This window comes from Pseudomonadota bacterium, from assembly GCA_039028155.1.
Taxonomy (GTDB): domain Bacteria; phylum Pseudomonadota; class Alphaproteobacteria; order SP197; family SP197; genus JANQGO01.
The window spans coordinates 57,973-72,898 of the sequence record JBCCIS010000015.1 but is presented as its reverse complement, the minus strand read 5'-3'; the positions used below and the strand labels follow the sequence as shown (position 1 = coordinate 72,898).

Here is a 14,926-nt window from a genome sequence, read left to right as displayed (position 1 = left end):
AACGGTGCCAGCCCGCTGCCCCTCCCGGCCACCCATGGCGGCATCCTCGGGGTCGCCTCGGCGAAAACGCCTCTCGGCGTTTTGCCCCAGAGGAGGGGGAGCGGGCTGGTGATGCCGTCAGAGCGAAAAAAGCTCTAGCCGAAGTCCGGTACCGTCGCCTGGACGCTGTCGCGTTCGTTCATGCGGTCCATCCACGCGGTGATGGCCGGTTTGCCGGCGATCATCTGTTCGGTCTCCGGGCAGATCGCCGCATAGAACATCTGGGCGATAATGAAGAAATCCGCCAGCGTCGCCGCGTCTCCGCCGAAATAGGGCGCGTCGGCGAGCGTGTCGGCATAGACGTCCATGATCCGCTCGACCTGTGGCATGGCGGCGGCGATACGTGCTTCGTCGGTCTCCATGCCGAAATGGGGTTTGGCCAGACGCTCGAAGATGACGGCGCGGCCCAGATGGCGCACGACGAAGTCGTTGAAGGCGCTGACCCACTGCATGGTGCGCGCCGCGCCCAGCGCGTCGGCGGGCACCAGAGCAGGGCCGTCGAAGGCGCGGTCGACATAGGTCGCGATGGCGAGCGTCTCGAACAGCCGGACATCGCCGTGGCGCATGGCGGGGATCAGGCCGAAGGGGTGGCGCGCCCTGTGCTCGTCACCACCGAGCTCGATGTCTGATTCCAGATCGTAGTCGACACCCTTCTCGTGACAGGCGATGCGGGCGGTGCGCACGAAGTTGCTGAGTGGTGCGCCGTAAAGAATGAGATCGGCCATGAACTATCTGTTCTCCCTATCCAGCCAGGTACTGTTCGAGGCAGTTGAAGCTGCTGGTCCAGCCGCCTTGATGGGCGGCGACGGAGTCGGCGTCCGGCATCCTTTCCTGAAACAGCTCCAACTCCGTTTCACCGTCCAGGTCGTGAAAGGTGAGCGTGACCAGCATTTCCGCCGTCGGCTCGTCGCGTACCCATTGCCAGGTGAAGACCAGGCGTTCCGGTTCGTCGATCTCGACATAGGTGCCGTGGACGCGATGAATGCCGCCTTCCGAATTGCGCATATGAAAGTCGTAAGCGCCGCCGACCTTCAGGTCCAGCGACGCTTCCGGCAGGTCCATGCCTTCCGGTCCCCACCATGCGCGCAAGGCTTCCAGATCGGTGAAGGCGTTGAAGACGCGCTCCCGTGGCGCCTTGAACCGGCGGCGCATGGTCAAGCTTTCGGTGTTCACCTGTGGCGCGTTCATGACTTTGGATCCTCCTCGTTTGTCGTGTCGGTTTGATGGCCGTCGTCGTTATCTGTCGTGCGCTCGAGGTAGCGGGCCAGGCGATCGAACTGGCGTTCCCAGATCGCGCGGTGTTCTTCGATCCAGCCTTGGGCGTGGGTCAACGGGCCGGCCTCCAGCCGGCAATGGTGCACGCGGCCCTCGACGCGGCGGCGAACCAGGCCGGCGCGCTCAAGCACCTTCAGATGTTTGGTGATCGCTGGCGCCGACATGGCAAACGGCCGCGCCAGTTCGCCGACCGGTGCTTCGCCTTGCGCCAGACGGGCCAGTATGGCGCGGCGCGTCGGGTCGGCCAGCGCGTGAAAAGCAGACGAAAGCTCGTCCTGTTGTTGATTAACCATTTGGTTAAATTACTACGTCGCGTGGCGACGTCAAGCGCCTCGCCATGGCCGCGCGGTCTCCCGATTTCGTAGGATTTCCGCCCCCAGGAGGGGCTTCACAAACCCCGGCCCATCCGTCATGGTGCAGCGCAACACGGACGAGGGCGGACCGGGGAAGGCATGAAAGTCGCGATTATCAAGGAGCGCCGGGCGGGCGAGACCCGCGTGGCGGCGTCTCCGGACGTGGTGAAAAAACTGGCCGGTTTGGGGTTCGAGATCGCGATTGAGACCGGTGCGGGCGAGGGCGCTGGCATGGCCGATCAGGCCTTCGCCGATGCAGGCGCTCAAATCGCCGCCGATGCCGGTGAGACGCTTGCCGGTGCCAACGTCGTCCTGAAGGTCCAACGGCCGATGACGCTTGCCGATGGCGGCATCGATGAGTTGGCCCTGATCCCGGCGAGCGCGATCCTGATCGGCCTCCTCAATCCGCTGGTCGAGACCGGCCAGTTCTCCGGTTATGCCGAGCGCCATCTCACCGTCTTCGCCATGGAACTGGTGCCGCGCATCAGTCGCGCGCAGTCGATGGATGCCTTGTCGTCCCAGGCGAACCTCGCCGGTTACAAGGCGGTCCTGGACGCCGGCATCTATTACAAACATGTCATGCCGATGATGATGACGGCCGCCGGTACCGTTGCGCCCGCCAAGGTTCTGATCCTGGGCGCCGGTGTCGCCGGCTTGCAGGCGATCGCAACCGCGCGCCGGTTGGGCGGCGTCGTCTCCGCGTTCGACGTGCGGCCCGCCGTCAAGGAACAGGTCGAGAGCCTGGGTGCCAGCTTCGTCGAGGTCGAGGGTGCCGCCGATGCCGAGACCTCCGGCGGTTACGCCAAGGAAATGGGCGAGGACTACAAACGCCGCCAGGCCGAGGCTATCCACGAGGCCTTGAAGAAGAACGATATCTGCATCACCACTGCCCAGATCCCAGGCAAGCCATCGCCCAAGCTGATCACCGCTCAGATGGTCGCTGATATGAAGAACGGTTCGGTCATCGTCGATCTTGCGGCCGAGGGCGGCGGCAACTGCGAGCTCACCGAATATGATCAGGTCGTGCAGGCCGGCGGCGTCACCATCGTCGGTTTCGCCAACGTCGCCGCGCGGCTTGCGGCCGACGCGTCGGCGCTTTACGCGCGCAACCTGCTGAACTTTCTGTCGCCCATGGTCGATGCCGACCAGGGCGCCATTGCCATCGATTGGGAAGACGAGGTCATTGCCGGCGCCTGCGCCATGCGCGATGGCGAACTCGTTCATCCGTCGCTGACTGCCGCGCAAGGGGGAGAATGAACAATGGAAGCTGCGGTCGATCCCTTCGTCTTCCGCCTGACCGTCTTCGTGCTGGCGATCTTCGTCGGCTACTACGTGGTCTGGAGCGTGACGCCGGCGCTGCACACGCCGCTGATGGCGGTCACCAACGCGATCTCCAGCGTCATCATCGTCGGCGCGCTGATCGCCGTCGGGCCCGCTGACATGAACCTCTCCAAGATCCTGGGGTTCGTCGCGGTGACGCTCGCCGCCGTCAACATATTCGGCGGCTTCACGGTGACGCAGCGCATGCTGCAGATGTTCAAGAAGAAGCAGCGCTAGGGCCGGGACATGTCAGCCAACCTCTCCGCGATCGCCTATCTGATCGCAGCGATCTGCTTCATCCTGGCGCTGAAAGGCCTGTCGTCGCCGACGTCGTCCAGGCGCGGCAACATCATCGGCATCATCGGCATGGTGATCGCCGTCGTGACGACGGTCCTGAACCCGGAGGTCGTCTCCTACACCTGGATCATCGCCGGCCTGGTGATCGGTGGCGCGATCGGCGTCGTTATCGCGCTGAAGATCCAGATGACGGCGATGCCGCAGCTGGTGGCGGCATTCCACAGCCTGGTCGGCATGGCCGCCGTCCTGGTCGCCGCCGCCGCACTCTACGCGCCGGAGGCGTACAACATCGTCGGCGCCGACGGCACGATCAAGCTCGCCAGCCGTATCGAGATGGCGCTCGGCATGGCGATCGGCGCGATCACGTTCTCCGGCTCGGTCATCGCATTCACCAAGCTGCAGGGCCTGGTGTCCGGTTCGCCGGTCGTCTTCCCCGGCCAGCACATGCTGAACCTCGCCATCGGCATCGTGATCATCGCGCTCGGCGTCTGGTTTGCCCAAGGCCAGGGCGAACTGGCCTTCTGGCTGATCGCGATCCTTGCCTTCGTCATCGGCGTCACCTTGATCATCCCGATCGGCGGCGCCGACATGCCGGTCGTCGTCTCCATGCTGAACAGCTATTCCGGCTGGGCGGCCGCTGGCATCGGCTTCACGCTGGAAAACGAGCTTCTGATCATCACCGGCGCGCTGGTCGGTTCGTCCGGCGCGATCCTCAGCTACATCATGTGCAAGGGCATGAACCGCTCGTTCTTCAACGTCATTCTGGGCGGTTTCGGCGGCGAGGGGGCCGCGCCCGGCGCTGATCTCGGCGATCGCACGGTGAAGCAGGGCAGCGCCGATGACGCCGCCTTCATCATGCAGAACGCCAGCAAGGTCATCATCGTGCCGGGCTACGGCATGGCTGTGGCGCAGGCCCAGCACGCGGTGCGCGAAATGGCCGATCTTTTGAAGGAGGCGGGCGTCGACGTCGCCTATGCGATTCACCCGGTCGCCGGCCGCATGCCCGGCCACATGAACGTGCTTCTGGCCGAGGCCAGCGTGCCCTATGACGAGGTGTTCGAACTGGAGGAGATCAACAGCCAGTTCGCCACCGCCGACGTCGCCTTCGTCATCGGTGCCAACGACGTCTGCAATCCGCTGGCCAAGACCGACCCGTCGAGCCCGATCGCCGGCATGCCGATCCTGGATGCGGAAAAATCGAACACGGTGCTGGTCGTCAAGCGTTCGCTCTCGCCCGGTTACGCCGGCATCGACAACCCGCTCTTCTACCGCGACAACACCATGATGCTGTTCGCCGATGCCAAGAAGATGGTCGAGGACATCGTCAAGTCGTTGGGCTGACGATTGGGCAGCAAAAAGGGCGGCTGCGCCGGAGCGCACCGCCCTTGAACGCTAACTCTATCTAACTAGTTAATCGGCGCCTTCGCGCTGGGCACGCTTCCTGGCCAGCTTGCGCTGGCGGCGCACGGCCTCGGCCTGCTCGCGCTTGCGCTTCTCCGATGGCTTCTCGAAGTGGCGGCGCAGCTTCATTTCGCGGTAGACACCCTCGCGCTGCATCTTCTTCTTCAGCGCGCGCAGGGCCTGGTCGACATTGTTGTCGCGGACACTTACTTGAACGATGGGTCGTCTCCTTAACGTCGGCGTCGTCGAGGGCCCCTTTTGGGGCCGATTCGGCTCAAGTCAATTGGGAGGCGGCTTCTATCACAGCAATATCGGGTTGTGAAGCGCTCGCCGGCGGCTTTCCGGCATGAATCTTTGTTGCCCGCCGTCTTCGGACCCGTCTATAGTCGCCCCGTGCGGATGATAGTCATTCGCATCCTATTGTGGGAGGAGTGTATGAAAAAGGTTGATGACGACGCGACACTGACCCTCGACGACGAGGAAATCGTGACGCGCCGCCAGGCGATCGGTCTTGCCGCCGTCGTCTTGGGCGTTGGAACCTTGGCTTCCAGCCAGGCTTTCGCCGATGATTCGGAAGAAAGCGATGACAGCAGCGAAGCCAGCGACGATAGCTCCGAATCCAGTGATGATTCGGAAGAGGAAAGCGACGGCGACGGCAGTTGACGATTGCTGGCGGCGGCTTCGGCCGCCGCCAACCTCCGATAAATCAGTATGAAAAACGAACCGGGGCATGGTGCCCTTGCCCGTCTTATCGCGCCCGCCGATGAGACCGCATTTGCCAGCGATTACTGGGAACGCGAACCCCTCGTGGTTCAGCGTAACGAACCCGGCTATTTCGCCGACGTCCTGAGTCTCGACAACATCGACACCTTGCTGTCGGAACTAACCTTCCGGCGCGACGACATGCGCGTCGTCGATAGCGAAGAGCCGGTCAAGAACGAGGACTTCATGTCCGGCCGCGAAGTCGACGTGGCCAAGGTCTTCGCGTTGTTCGGCGCCGGCGCCAGCGTGGTGTTCGAACGCCTCGACGGCAAGTGGCCGCCCTTAAGGCATCTGTGCCGGGGCATCGAGCAGGAGCTGCGCCAGCCCGCCCAGGCCAATGTCTACCTGACGCCGGGCAGCCGCCACGGCCGCCAAAGTGAGCGCGCCCAGGGGCTGAAGCGCCACTACGATACCCACGACGTCATTGTCCTGCAGACCGGCGGCAGCAAGACGTGGCGGCTCTACGACAAAGGCCGCGAGCTGCCGCTGAAGGATGAAAAGCCCAACCCGCCGGACTATGCGGAGATGGAGCCGGTCCGCACCTTCGAACTCAAGACGGGTGATACCCTCTATATTCCGCGCGGCGTCGTACACGAGGCCGAAGCGACCGAGGAGACCTCGCTGCACGTCACGCTTGGTATTCTGTCCTACACCTGGAAGGACCTGTTGATTCAGGCGGTCGACGATCTTGTGCGCCAGGACGCCACGTTCCGCCGCGCCCTGCCGTTCGCCGACAGTCGCGGCAAGGAAGCGCTGTTCGAGGATGTCGTGGAGCGGCTGCGCCAGTCGGGCGCACTTTCGAATGCCTGGGACAAGATCGAGAAGACGTTCGTGCAGAGTCGCCGGCCGATCCTGGAAGGCCAGCTGACGCAGCTTGCCGCGCTTGAAGAGATCGACCAGGAGACCTTGGTCGAACCCCGCGCAACCGCGCTTTACGAGATCGAGTTGCGCGACGACCAGGTGGTGCTGCTCTACCACGGCGCGGAGGTCGCGTTCCCGGCTTTTGCCGAAGAGTCCTTGCGCTTTGCGGCATCAACCCCGAGTTATAAGGTAGCGGACATACCAGGCGGACTTGATGAAAAGGGCCGGCTCGTCCTGGTTCGCCGGCTCGTGAGAGAAGGGTTGCTAGCCGTCAAATCATGACCACGTTCGCCATTGGCGACATTGAGGTCCAGGCAGTTGTCGAGCGGATCGACCTGGCAGGCTTGCCCCACCGCGACTTTCCCGACGCGGTGCCGGATGCGCTTGCGCCCTATCGCGCCTGGCTTGAACCCACCGCCATCTGCCCGCAATCGGGCGAACTGATCATGCCGGTCCAGACCTATCTGGTCAGGACCGGCCATCACACGATCCTGCTCGATACCTGTATCGGCAACCACAAGACCATCCCCAGCGCGCCCGATGCCCACATGGTTGAGGGATCGCCGTTGCTGCTTAAGCTCGCGGCGGCCGGGGTTCAGCCCGAGGAGGTCGACATCGTCATGTGCAGCCACATGCATTACGACCACGTCGGCTGGAACACCAAGCTGCTTGACGGGCGCTGGGCGCCGACCTTCCCGAACGCCAAGTACGTCTTCGCGCGCACCGAACTGGATGCCGCCGCGGCCGAGGCCGGCGGCGAAGACAAGGTCTATGAGGAAAGCGTGCTGCCGGTCATCGAGTCTGGCCAGGCGGTGATCGTCGACATGGACCATCAACTGGACGACAACATCTGGCTTGAACCGACGCCTGGTCACACCGCTGGTCACGTCGCCTTTCGCCTTAGCTCGAACGGCGCCGACGGTGTTATGACCGGGGATCTCATCCATTGCCCGATGCAGCTGCCGCATCCCGAATGGTCGCCCGACTTCGACTTCGATCCGGCTTTGGGTGGTGTGACGCGCCGCCGTTTTCTGGACACCTACTGCGAACGCGACGTGCTCGTCATGACCCAGCATTTCCCGCTGCCCTCGATCGGTCACATCACGGGCCGCGGCGGCGGCTTCGGATTCCGGTATTCTGGTTCCGACCTCGTGCACAACTAGGAGCAACGCGTGCCTATTCTCAAAATCGCCCGCATGGGGCATCCGGTCTTGAACCGCCGTGCCGAGGAGGTGCCCGACCCCACGCTGCCCGGTGTGCGCCGCCTGGTCGACGACATGATCGAGACCATGCACGATGCGGGTGGCCGCGGCCTTGCCGCGCCGCAGGTTCATGTACCGGTGCGTGTCGCTGTCTTCATCACGCCTGAGGATCCCGAATACGAAGGTGTCACGGCGATCGTCAATCCGGTCTGGGAATTCTTGAGCGACGAGCGGGTCGACGGTTGGGAAGGCTGTCTTTCGGTGCCGGAGATGCGCGGGCTGGTACCGCGTGCGCCCAAGGTGCGTTACACCGGCGTGACGCCAGAGGGCGAAACGATCGACCGCACGGTGACCGGCATGCACGCGGTTGTCGTGCAGCACGAGTTCGATCACCTGGACGGCATTCTCTATCCGCAGCGCATGAGCGACTTGAAACAGTTGATCTTTGAAAGCGAATGGCGTTGGTATGCGCCGCGCGATTCCGATGGTGAGACCGCCGGCGCCGGCATGACCGCCGACGACGCCGCGCAATAGTGAACCATCGGGCCGGCGCGCGCGAACAAGCGTTGGATCGGCCCAAGGAGAAGAGGCGATGACAACCACGAAGACAAAGTCCTCGCGCGAAACGCTGCGCCGCGATCTGCTGGCGGCGACCTTGCCGCATGTTGCCTTCGACGGCTGGACCATGACGGCGATGCGCGCCGGCGGTGACGATCTGGGCTTCGACCTCGCCGAGATCCGCCGGCTCTTCCCTGGCGGCGCCGACGAGATGGTCGGCCTGTTCGTTGCCGAGGCCGATCGGCTCATGGTCGAAGAACTGGAGCGGCGCGACCTGCCGGCCATGCGGATCCGCGATCGCATCGCGACTGCCGTGCGCGTGCGCCTGGAACTGCATGCGCCGCACCGCGAAGCCGTGCGCCGCGCGCTGTCTCTCCAGGTGATGCCACAGAACGGGCCGGGCACGATCCGCGGTCTCTACCGCACGGTCGATCTCATGTGGCGCGCCGCCGGCGACGACGCGACGGACATCAACTTCTACACCAAGCGCATGCTGCTGGCCGGCGTCTACTCCTCGACGCTGCTCTACTGGATCAACGACAAGTCGGAGGGCTTCGCCGACACCTGGGCCTTCCTCGACCGACGCATCGGCAACGTCATGAGCATCCAGAAGGCGCGCTTCCGACTGGAAAAGGTCCTGCCCAACCCGGACCGCCTCGTCGAAGGGTTCTTCACCCGGCTCAGGGGCCGGCGAGCCTGACGCCGGCCGGTTGAAGACCGCGCGGTTGACTTCACCCGCCACGGATACCGCACCCAGACGCTGGCGCCTGCCGATTGCGTCGCTGTTCTCAATCGTTCTGGGACTGATCGTCCTGGTCTCTGTCGGCACGGTGCTCGCCCTGACGCAGGTGAGCGCGCGCCTGGATCTGATCGAGGGTCTCGCGGACGAATCAGATCTGGCGCTGGGCGCGATCATGGCGCGCGTCGACGACCATCTTTCGATTGTTGACGGCCAGCTGGTCTATGTGCGTGACCACATCGCCGACGGCGATGTCCAGGCTGGTGACGATGTGCAACTCGCCTTTGCTCTTGAGGCCGCCTTGGCAGCGACAGAGCAGGTTACGTCCATTGCCTTCATGCGGCCCGACGCCAGTTCGGTCCGGGTCGACCGGTCCGATGGCGCCGTCTTCATCAACGACCTCTCAGAACGTCCGGAGGTCGTCGCGGCGATGCGCGAGGCGGAGGCGCGAGGCCCGGACGGCGAGGCCTTGGGCTGGAGCGAGCCGTTGTACAGTCCCAATGTCGGACGCACCATCATCGTGCGCCGCGAGGCCGTCTGGCAGGGTGATCGCTTCCTCGGCATTCTCTTCGCGGGCGTCGATCTCTTCGCGCTCTCAGGTTACGCCAAGGAACTCTCCGCCAGTCTGGGCCAGACCGTTTTCGTGTTGCACGGACGCGAGGATATCATCGCGCATCCCAAGCTGACGGAAGGCACGTTTGCGCCGTCCCTCGAACAGCCCATGGCGACAATTGACAGCATCGGCGACGACCGCTTTCGCCAGATTTGGCGGCCCGACATAAGTCCGGTGATCTCGCAGGCCAGCATGAACATCGGACAAGGCCATTACTTCTATGAGGCCGGCGAGTGGCAAGTCTTCGTCTATGTCGAGACATCGGACTATGGCGACACGCCCTGGCTCATCGGTTTTCATTATGACTCGTCGACCGAAGGCACGGAGGTCCGGCAGTTCTGGTGGGTGCTCGGCATTGCTGTTGGCATGCTGTTTCTGTTTATCGGCATCGGCGGCTTGCTCGGCCGGCGCATGGCGCGTCCGTTCCGTCAGTTGACCGACAACGCGACCGCGATCCAGCATCTCGACCTCGACGCCTACAAACCACTCACTGACAGCCGCATCGTCGAACTGGATCGCGCTGCCAAGGCGTTCGATGGCATGTTCGCCGGCTTGCGCGTCTTCGAACGTTACGTGCCCAAGCGCCTTGTCGAGATGATCGTGCGCGAGGGACGCGAATCAATCGATGCCGACCAGCGGCAACTGACGATCCTCTTCATCGACATCGTCGGTTTCTCGCGGATGGCCGAGGCCATGACGCCCCAGGCGACGGCGGCACTCTTGAACGATCACTTCGCGCGCATCGGCGCGTGCATCGATGACGAAGGCGGCACCATCGACAAGTATATCGGCGACGGCCTGCTCGCTTTTTGGAGCGCGCCTGAGGAACAGGTCGATCATGCCGACCGGGCGTGCCGGGCAGCCTTGGCCATCCAGCAGGCGCTGTCGAGCTATAACCGGACATGCGGAGAACGTGGCGAACCGGCGATCCAGGTGCGCATCGGTATCCACACGGGCGATGCGATCGTCGGTGACATCGGCGCCGAAAGCCGCATCAACTATACGGCCATCGGCGATGCGGTAAACGTTGCAAGCCGTGTCGAGGCCGCCGGGCGCCAGCACATGCAAGGTGACGTGACGATCCTGGTGACCGAAGAGACCCTCGCCGCGACCGCTGATGATTTCGTGACCGAACCGCTCGGTCCGACCACCCTGCGCGGCCGCAACCAGCCGACCGTGCTATTCCGCTTGGTCGGTGTGCGCGGCGCTGGAGCGTAGGGTGTTGCTTGGTCTATGCTGCCCGCCGACCAACGGCCGCGTGAGGCAGCGACATGAGCCCTGATGTTAAACCGCTGACGCCAGCTATCGGCGCTGAGATCTTTGGCGCGGATCTCGCGCGCGAGGACCACTTCGAGGCGATCCATCAGGCGTTCGTCGACCATTCGGTGGTTGCGATCCGCGATCTCGACCTGACACCCGATGATCATTTGGCGTTCGCGCGCCGTTGGGGCGAGATCAACGTCAACCGGTTCTTCCAGCCGCTCGAGGGCCATCCCGAAATCGCCACCGTGATCAAGGAACCGCACGAGACCCGGGCGACGGGTGAGGAGTGGCACACCGATCATTCCTATGACCAGGTGCCGGCCATGGGTTCGCTGCTTTATGCACGCGAGACGCCGCAAACCGGTGGTGATACGGCATTCGCCTCCATGCACGCGGCCTACATGGCATTGTCGGACGGGTTCCGGGACATGCTCGACGGCCTGAAGGCGTGGCATTCCTCGCGCCACGTCTTCGGCGTCGACAGCGAGCGCGGCAGGCAGCAGGACGGCGAAGAGCCGGGCAAGTATCAGAATGCTGGGGACGCGACCCAGGATGCGCTGCATTCCGTCGTCATCACCCATCCGCTATCAGGGCGGCGCGGCATTTACGTCAACCGCACGTTCACCACCCATATCGACGGTTGGACGGCTGATGAGTCGGCGCCGCTCCTGAACCAGCTCTACGAGCACTGCGCCCAGCCGGAGTTCACCTGCCGCGTGCGCTGGACGCCCGGCACGCTCGGCATCTGGGACAATCGCGCGACCTGGCACAAGGCGATAAACGACTATCCCGGCGAACGCCGCGTCATGCATCGCGTCACGATCGAGGGCGTGCCGATCGCGTAAGCCTGACGTGCGGTCCGGCACGCGTCAGGGCGACGGCATCCAGTCCAGCCAACCAAGCACCTCCAGGGCCGTCTCACGGACCGGCTTGTCGTTGGTGACGGCAATGTCCTCGATATCGCGGCCGATGCCCTTGGCGAGCCACTCGGCGGCGACGCGCAGATCATCGGCGCGTTCGGCCGTGACCGCGCTGCCTAGCCGCGCGGCAATCTCTTCCAACGGCAGTGTCAGCCGCACCACACGCACGGGGAAGGGCAGGGCCTCGCGAAGCGCCGCCAGAGCCGCCTGATCGGCGATCGCGCCGGCCAGCGCGAACCGCTCGACGCCGGCATCCAGATAAGCCGTGGTGATGGACGTGACGTTGGCCAGGAAGATCGTCTGATACCGCGCCTCGTCGATATCGGCATCGAACCACCTGAGCCAATCCAGGTCGATCGCGCCATAGTTCAGACCGGCCGCTTCCATGATGCCCGCCATCTCCTCGACGACCGATGTCTTACCGGTGCCATAGACGCCGGTGACAAGCACGCCGTCGCCGCTCACGGCTGTGGCCCGCATGCGGCCGCCAGTTCCAGGAACAGGTCGCGGGCGCGCGCGGCCTCCTCGGCGTTCTGGAAGTTGAGGGCAAAGAACTCCGATGGTTCAGGCTTCTTGTTCTTCAAAGGCGCATAGTCTCCGCCGCCGACCCGGTAGTGAGCAGCCGGACCGTCAAAGTTCAGCATGGCTGTCGCCTCGCACTGGGCGACCGCGTCTGAGCATGCGTTGTGGACTGCGACATTCAGCAATGTCGCTGCGGAAAAGTCGAAGGTGACCTCCAGAACGTCCCACACCATGATGAGGATGACGGCGTCCTCCGGCCGCTCGGGTTGCCTCAGAAACGTCGTTGTCGATACCAGAACACAAGGATCGTCGGGGTCGAAGCCGGACGCGACGCGGGCATGAGCCTCGTCATCTTCGAAGTCGCCGTTTAGGGCGTCCATCGCCAGCAACTCGGCGCGAACAGCATCGGCATCGTCCGCCAGGACAGAGCTGGCGGCAAGAACTAGCACAACGGCGGTTGCCGCTGCTTGCAGGTCACGGGTCATCGGGTTGTGCCAGTGCCGGTCATGGATTGGTGTACTGCCAACCGTCTGCCATGCGCTCGGCCGCGTCGATCTCCGCCGGTGTCATCAGCCCGCTCATGAGTTCGCGCGCCTCGGCCGCATCCGCGTCACCGGCATCATCGGCCAGGCGCATCCACATATAGGCGTCGACGTAGTCCTGGGTGACGCCTTCGCCCTCGAGATAGAGCAGCGCAAGTCTGTACTGCGCCCCGGCGACATCCTGATCGGCGGCTTCTTGATACAAGGAGGCGGCCTTGGCGACGTCCTGCGGCACGCCCGAACCCCACTCGTAGAGCGAGCCGAGCGCGTACTGCGCCTCGCCGTGTCCTTGGTCGGCGGCCAGACGAAACCACTTGGCGGCCGTGGCGGAGTCGACCGGCATACCGTATCCGCCGCTGTGGATTACACCGACGGCGAACTGGGAAAGCGCGTCGCCGGACTCGGCGAGCGGCAAAAGTTCCGCGAGTGCGGTCTTGTAGTCACCGCGCTCAAAGGCATCTTCTCCTGCTGCGAAGTCGGCCCCGACCGGGCCGATCCAGAGAAACGCCGCAATGGCGAGCATGGCCCAATGCAACATGCCGCTCTCCTGGTTGCCCGTGAACGGTACCGCAAATCGCCTGATGACGCGATGGACGCGCCTTGTTCGCTGCCGTGCGGATGGCTTTACCTTATCAGAGTGTCCAGCCGTACTGCAGGATCAGGAAAAAGGCGGGCGCGGAAAAGACGACGGAATCAAGCCGGTCGAGAACACCGCCGTGGCCGGCGATCATGTTGCCCCAGTCTTTGACCCCGCGGTCCCGTTTGATCGCCGACATCACGAGCCCGCCAAGGAAACCCATGATGGCAATGACGAGTGCCATTGCCGCCGCCTCTACCGGGTCGAACGGCGTGACCCACCAAAGAGCTGCGCCCAGTGCAGCTGCGCTGAGAACGCCGCCCGCCAAACCCTCGACCGTCTTTGACGGTGACAGCGCGGGTGCGATCTTGTGGCGGCCAACGAGCTTGCCCCAGACGAATTGAAAGACATCACTGGCCTGAACGACGACAAGAAAGAAAGCAACGAGCAGCAGGTGACGCTGATCGTAACCCTGCAGGTCGAGGTTCATCAGCATGGGGACGTAGGACAGGCAATAGATGCACAGCGTCACTGCCCACTGCGTCGTTGCGATGCGCCCGAGGTAGCCTGTGGTATCGCCCTGCAAGGCGCTGACGATGGGGAGCGCGAGGAACACGGCGATGGGGATGAAAAGAGCGGCAAAGACCAGCCAGCCCTGCCAAACCAAAAAGTACTGGACCGGGAGCACGACAAAAAACGCGCTGAGCAGGACCCAGTGATCTCTGCGTCTAGTGTCAGTCAGCGACAAGAACTCGCGCAAAGCGGCAAAAGACAAAAGGGCGAAAAGGAGCGTGACGCCGGTTTCGCCGAGCAGAAAACCCAGGCCCAATAAACCCACCATGACCCACCATGAATTGATCCGCCGATTCACGTCGACCACGACGTCTGCTGGAATGGTGGCTCGACCCGCATTGGCCAGCGTGCGGCCTGCGACGGTCGCCAGCGTCAGTACCGCGACGAGCCCGCCCAGAAGCGACAGCAGGTGAAGCGTGGATGTCATGACACATCCGCCGGCTTGAGATGTGTTGGAGGCGCAAGAGCCAAAAGCGCGCTCGAAGCGCGATCAAGAAACGCAGTTTTCGCTTCGCCCGGGCTCAATCTCAGCGGCGCACCAAAGGTTACGCCGCAGCGCAGCGGTACAGGAATGATCTCGCCTTTAGGCAAAACGCGGCCGGTGTTTGACAACCAGACCGGCACGACCTCGACATCGGGACACTGCTTGGCCAGGTGGTAGAGGCCGCTTTTAAACGGCAGCAAGGGCATGTCAGTCATGTTGCGTGTGCCCTCGGGAAACAGGATAAGCGACGCGCCTTCGTCTAGCGCGTCGGCCATGCGCCGAAGCGCCTCGTCGGCGGCAGCCGAACGACATCGGTCGATCAAGACCGAGCCAAAGACATCCCTCGCTACGAAACGCTGAAGCGCGTTCTTCAGCCAGTAGTCGGCGCCGGCCACGGGCCTCGTCATCTCGCGCAGGGAACGGGGAAGTGCCGACCAGATGAGAACGAAGTCGCCATTGCTGGTGTGATTGGCGAAATAGATGCGCTTTCGGGGTTGTGGTTTGGACTCCACCCAATGGGCTGTCGCCGCCGTCATCACCCGTACGAACAGAAGCAACGCGATCGTGCACAAAGCCGCTAGCCATCGCCTGAGAGCCGACGGCCCATGCCACGTCTGGTCGGCGT

At 63.7% G+C, this 14,926-nt stretch carries 19 protein-coding genes; 10 read left to right on the top strand and 9 right to left on the bottom strand.

Going from position 1 to position 14,926, the window contains the following annotated elements:
• Nucleotides 1-134: 134 nt before the first annotated feature.
• Genes AAF563_10415 through AAF563_10405 form a run of 3 tightly spaced genes read right to left on the bottom strand, consistent with a single transcriptional unit; the run spans nt 135 to nt 1,607 of the window.
• Entirely contained in the window at nt 135-764 is a 630-nt protein-coding gene (locus tag AAF563_10415; GenBank protein ID MEM7121680.1) for a glutathione S-transferase family protein, read from the bottom strand.
• 16 nt (nt 765-780) lie between these two features.
• On the bottom strand, nt 781-1,227 hold the full coding sequence (locus AAF563_10410) for an SRPBCC domain-containing protein (protein MEM7121679.1): 447 nt from the start codon (nt 1,225-1,227) through the stop codon (nt 781-783).
• A complete protein-coding gene (locus AAF563_10405) occupies nt 1,224-1,607 on the bottom strand; it encodes a metalloregulator ArsR/SmtB family transcription factor (protein MEM7121678.1) in 384 nt (127 codons plus the stop codon). Before AAF563_10405 ends, AAF563_10410 begins: the two co-directional genes overlap by 4 nt.
• 159 nt (nt 1,608-1,766) lie before the next feature.
• Here AAF563_10405 and AAF563_10400 point away from each other — a divergent pair, with 159 nt between their 5' ends.
• From AAF563_10400 to AAF563_10390, 3 genes are read left to right on the top strand one after another with little or no spacing between them, the layout of a single operon-like run.
• Nucleotides 1,767-2,924, top strand: a complete 1,158-nt coding sequence (locus AAF563_10400) for a Re/Si-specific NAD(P)(+) transhydrogenase subunit alpha (protein MEM7121677.1) — start codon at nt 1,767-1,769, stop codon at nt 2,922-2,924.
• 3 nt (nt 2,925-2,927) lie between these two features.
• Entirely contained in the window at nt 2,928-3,224 is a 297-nt protein-coding gene (locus AAF563_10395) for an NAD(P) transhydrogenase subunit alpha (protein MEM7121676.1), read from the top strand.
• A gap of 9 nt (nt 3,225-3,233) precedes the next feature.
• Nucleotides 3,234-4,625 carry an NAD(P)(+) transhydrogenase (Re/Si-specific) subunit beta gene (locus AAF563_10390; GenBank protein MEM7121675.1) on the top strand — a complete coding sequence of 464 codons (1,392 nt, stop codon included), beginning with the start codon at nt 3,234-3,236 and terminating at the stop codon, nt 4,623-4,625.
• 69 nt (nt 4,626-4,694) lie between these two features.
• On the opposite strand, the gene rpsU is transcribed toward AAF563_10390, so the two are convergent.
• Entirely contained in the window at nt 4,695-4,904 is a 210-nt protein-coding gene (gene rpsU / locus AAF563_10385; protein MEM7121674.1) for a 30S ribosomal protein S21, read from the bottom strand.
• Between the two features lie 216 nt (nt 4,905-5,120).
• Here rpsU and AAF563_10380 point away from each other — a divergent pair, with 216 nt between their 5' ends.
• Genes AAF563_10380 through AAF563_10350 form a run of 7 tightly spaced genes read left to right on the top strand, consistent with a single transcriptional unit; the run spans nt 5,121 to nt 11,528 of the window.
• Nucleotides 5,121-5,348: a hypothetical protein gene (locus AAF563_10380; GenBank protein MEM7121673.1), complete on the top strand. Its 228-nt coding sequence runs from the start codon at nt 5,121-5,123 to the stop codon at nt 5,346-5,348.
• A 48-nt stretch (nt 5,349-5,396) separates the two neighbouring features.
• On the top strand, nt 5,397-6,590 hold the full coding sequence (locus AAF563_10375) for a cupin domain-containing protein (protein MEM7121672.1): 1,194 nt from the start codon (nt 5,397-5,399) through the stop codon (nt 6,588-6,590).
• Nucleotides 6,587-7,471 (top strand): MBL fold metallo-hydrolase, encoded by an 885-nt coding sequence (locus AAF563_10370; protein MEM7121671.1) that lies wholly within the window; start codon nt 6,587-6,589, stop codon nt 7,469-7,471. Before AAF563_10375 ends, AAF563_10370 begins: the two co-directional genes overlap by 4 nt.
• 9 nt (nt 7,472-7,480) lie before the next feature.
• Complete coding sequence (def, locus tag AAF563_10365) at nt 7,481-8,044, top strand: peptide deformylase (GenBank protein MEM7121670.1); 564 nt, start codon at nt 7,481-7,483, stop codon at nt 8,042-8,044.
• 58 nt (nt 8,045-8,102) lie between these two features.
• Nucleotides 8,103-8,768: a COQ9 family protein gene (locus AAF563_10360; protein MEM7121669.1), complete on the top strand. Its 666-nt coding sequence runs from the start codon at nt 8,103-8,105 to the stop codon at nt 8,766-8,768.
• Between the two features lie 25 nt (nt 8,769-8,793).
• Entirely contained in the window at nt 8,794-10,638 is a 1,845-nt protein-coding gene (locus tag AAF563_10355; GenBank protein MEM7121668.1) for an adenylate/guanylate cyclase domain-containing protein, read from the top strand.
• Nucleotides 10,639-10,691: 53 nt separating this feature from the next.
• Complete coding sequence (locus AAF563_10350) at nt 10,692-11,528, top strand: TauD/TfdA family dioxygenase (protein MEM7121667.1); 837 nt, start codon at nt 10,692-10,694, stop codon at nt 11,526-11,528.
• A 24-nt stretch (nt 11,529-11,552) separates the two neighbouring features.
• Here AAF563_10350 and AAF563_10345 read toward each other — a convergent pair whose 3' ends face one another.
• From AAF563_10345 to AAF563_10325, 5 genes are all read right to left on the bottom strand, one after another.
• Nucleotides 11,553-12,083: a hypothetical protein gene (locus AAF563_10345; protein MEM7121666.1), complete on the bottom strand. Its 531-nt coding sequence runs from the start codon at nt 12,081-12,083 to the stop codon at nt 11,553-11,555.
• A complete protein-coding gene (locus tag AAF563_10340; protein ID MEM7121665.1) occupies nt 12,065-12,610 on the bottom strand; it encodes a hypothetical protein in 546 nt (181 codons plus the stop codon). The genes AAF563_10345 and AAF563_10340 overlap by 19 nt, the downstream gene beginning before the upstream one ends.
• A gap of 19 nt (nt 12,611-12,629) precedes the next feature.
• Nucleotides 12,630-13,205 (bottom strand): tetratricopeptide repeat protein, encoded by a 576-nt coding sequence (locus tag AAF563_10335; GenBank protein MEM7121664.1) that lies wholly within the window; start codon nt 13,203-13,205, stop codon nt 12,630-12,632.
• A 94-nt stretch (nt 13,206-13,299) separates the two neighbouring features.
• Nucleotides 13,300-14,244, bottom strand: coding sequence for a phosphatidate cytidylyltransferase (locus tag AAF563_10330; GenBank protein MEM7121663.1), 945 nt, complete (start codon nt 14,242-14,244; stop codon nt 13,300-13,302).
• Entirely contained in the window at nt 14,241-14,837 is a 597-nt protein-coding gene (locus AAF563_10325; protein MEM7121662.1) for a lysophospholipid acyltransferase family protein, read from the bottom strand. Before AAF563_10325 ends, AAF563_10330 begins: the two co-directional genes overlap by 4 nt.
• Nucleotides 14,838-14,926 lie beyond the last annotated feature (89 nt).

What these genes read in the sequence shown, in the direction of transcription:
- AAF563_10410 (MEM7121679.1), bottom strand. Translation starts at nt 1,227, where the DNA reads ATGAACGCGCCACAGGTGAACACCGAAAGCTTGACCATGCGCCGCCGG.
- AAF563_10330 (MEM7121663.1), bottom strand. Translation starts at nt 14,244, where the DNA reads ATGACATCCACGCTTCACCTGCTGTCGCTTCTGGGCGGGCTCGTCGCG.
- AAF563_10380 (MEM7121673.1), top strand. Translation starts at nt 5,121, where the DNA reads ATGAAAAAGGTTGATGACGACGCGACACTGACCCTCGACGACGAGGAA.
- AAF563_10390 (MEM7121675.1), top strand. Translation starts at nt 3,234, where the DNA reads ATGTCAGCCAACCTCTCCGCGATCGCCTATCTGATCGCAGCGATCTGC.
- AAF563_10400 (MEM7121677.1), top strand. Translation starts at nt 1,767, where the DNA reads ATGAAAGTCGCGATTATCAAGGAGCGCCGGGCGGGCGAGACCCGCGTG.
- AAF563_10395 (MEM7121676.1), top strand. Translation starts at nt 2,928, where the DNA reads ATGGAAGCTGCGGTCGATCCCTTCGTCTTCCGCCTGACCGTCTTCGTG.
- AAF563_10340 (MEM7121665.1), bottom strand. Translation starts at nt 12,610, where the DNA reads ATGACCCGTGACCTGCAAGCAGCGGCAACCGCCGTTGTGCTAGTTCTT.
- AAF563_10350 (MEM7121667.1), top strand. Translation starts at nt 10,692, where the DNA reads ATGAGCCCTGATGTTAAACCGCTGACGCCAGCTATCGGCGCTGAGATC.
- AAF563_10335 (MEM7121664.1), bottom strand. Translation starts at nt 13,205, where the DNA reads ATGTTGCATTGGGCCATGCTCGCCATTGCGGCGTTTCTCTGGATCGGC.
- AAF563_10345 (MEM7121666.1), bottom strand. Translation starts at nt 12,083, where the DNA reads ATGCGGGCCACAGCCGTGAGCGGCGACGGCGTGCTTGTCACCGGCGTC.
- AAF563_10375 (MEM7121672.1), top strand. Translation starts at nt 5,397, where the DNA reads ATGAAAAACGAACCGGGGCATGGTGCCCTTGCCCGTCTTATCGCGCCC.
- AAF563_10360 (MEM7121669.1), top strand. Translation starts at nt 8,103, where the DNA reads ATGACAACCACGAAGACAAAGTCCTCGCGCGAAACGCTGCGCCGCGAT.
- AAF563_10325 (MEM7121662.1), bottom strand. Translation starts at nt 14,837, where the DNA reads ATGACGGCGGCGACAGCCCATTGGGTGGAGTCCAAACCACAACCCCGA.
- AAF563_10370 (MEM7121671.1), top strand. Translation starts at nt 6,587, where the DNA reads ATGACCACGTTCGCCATTGGCGACATTGAGGTCCAGGCAGTTGTCGAG.
- AAF563_10405 (MEM7121678.1), bottom strand. Translation starts at nt 1,607, where the DNA reads ATGGTTAATCAACAACAGGACGAGCTTTCGTCTGCTTTTCACGCGCTG.
- AAF563_10415 (MEM7121680.1), bottom strand. Translation starts at nt 764, where the DNA reads ATGGCCGATCTCATTCTTTACGGCGCACCACTCAGCAACTTCGTGCGC.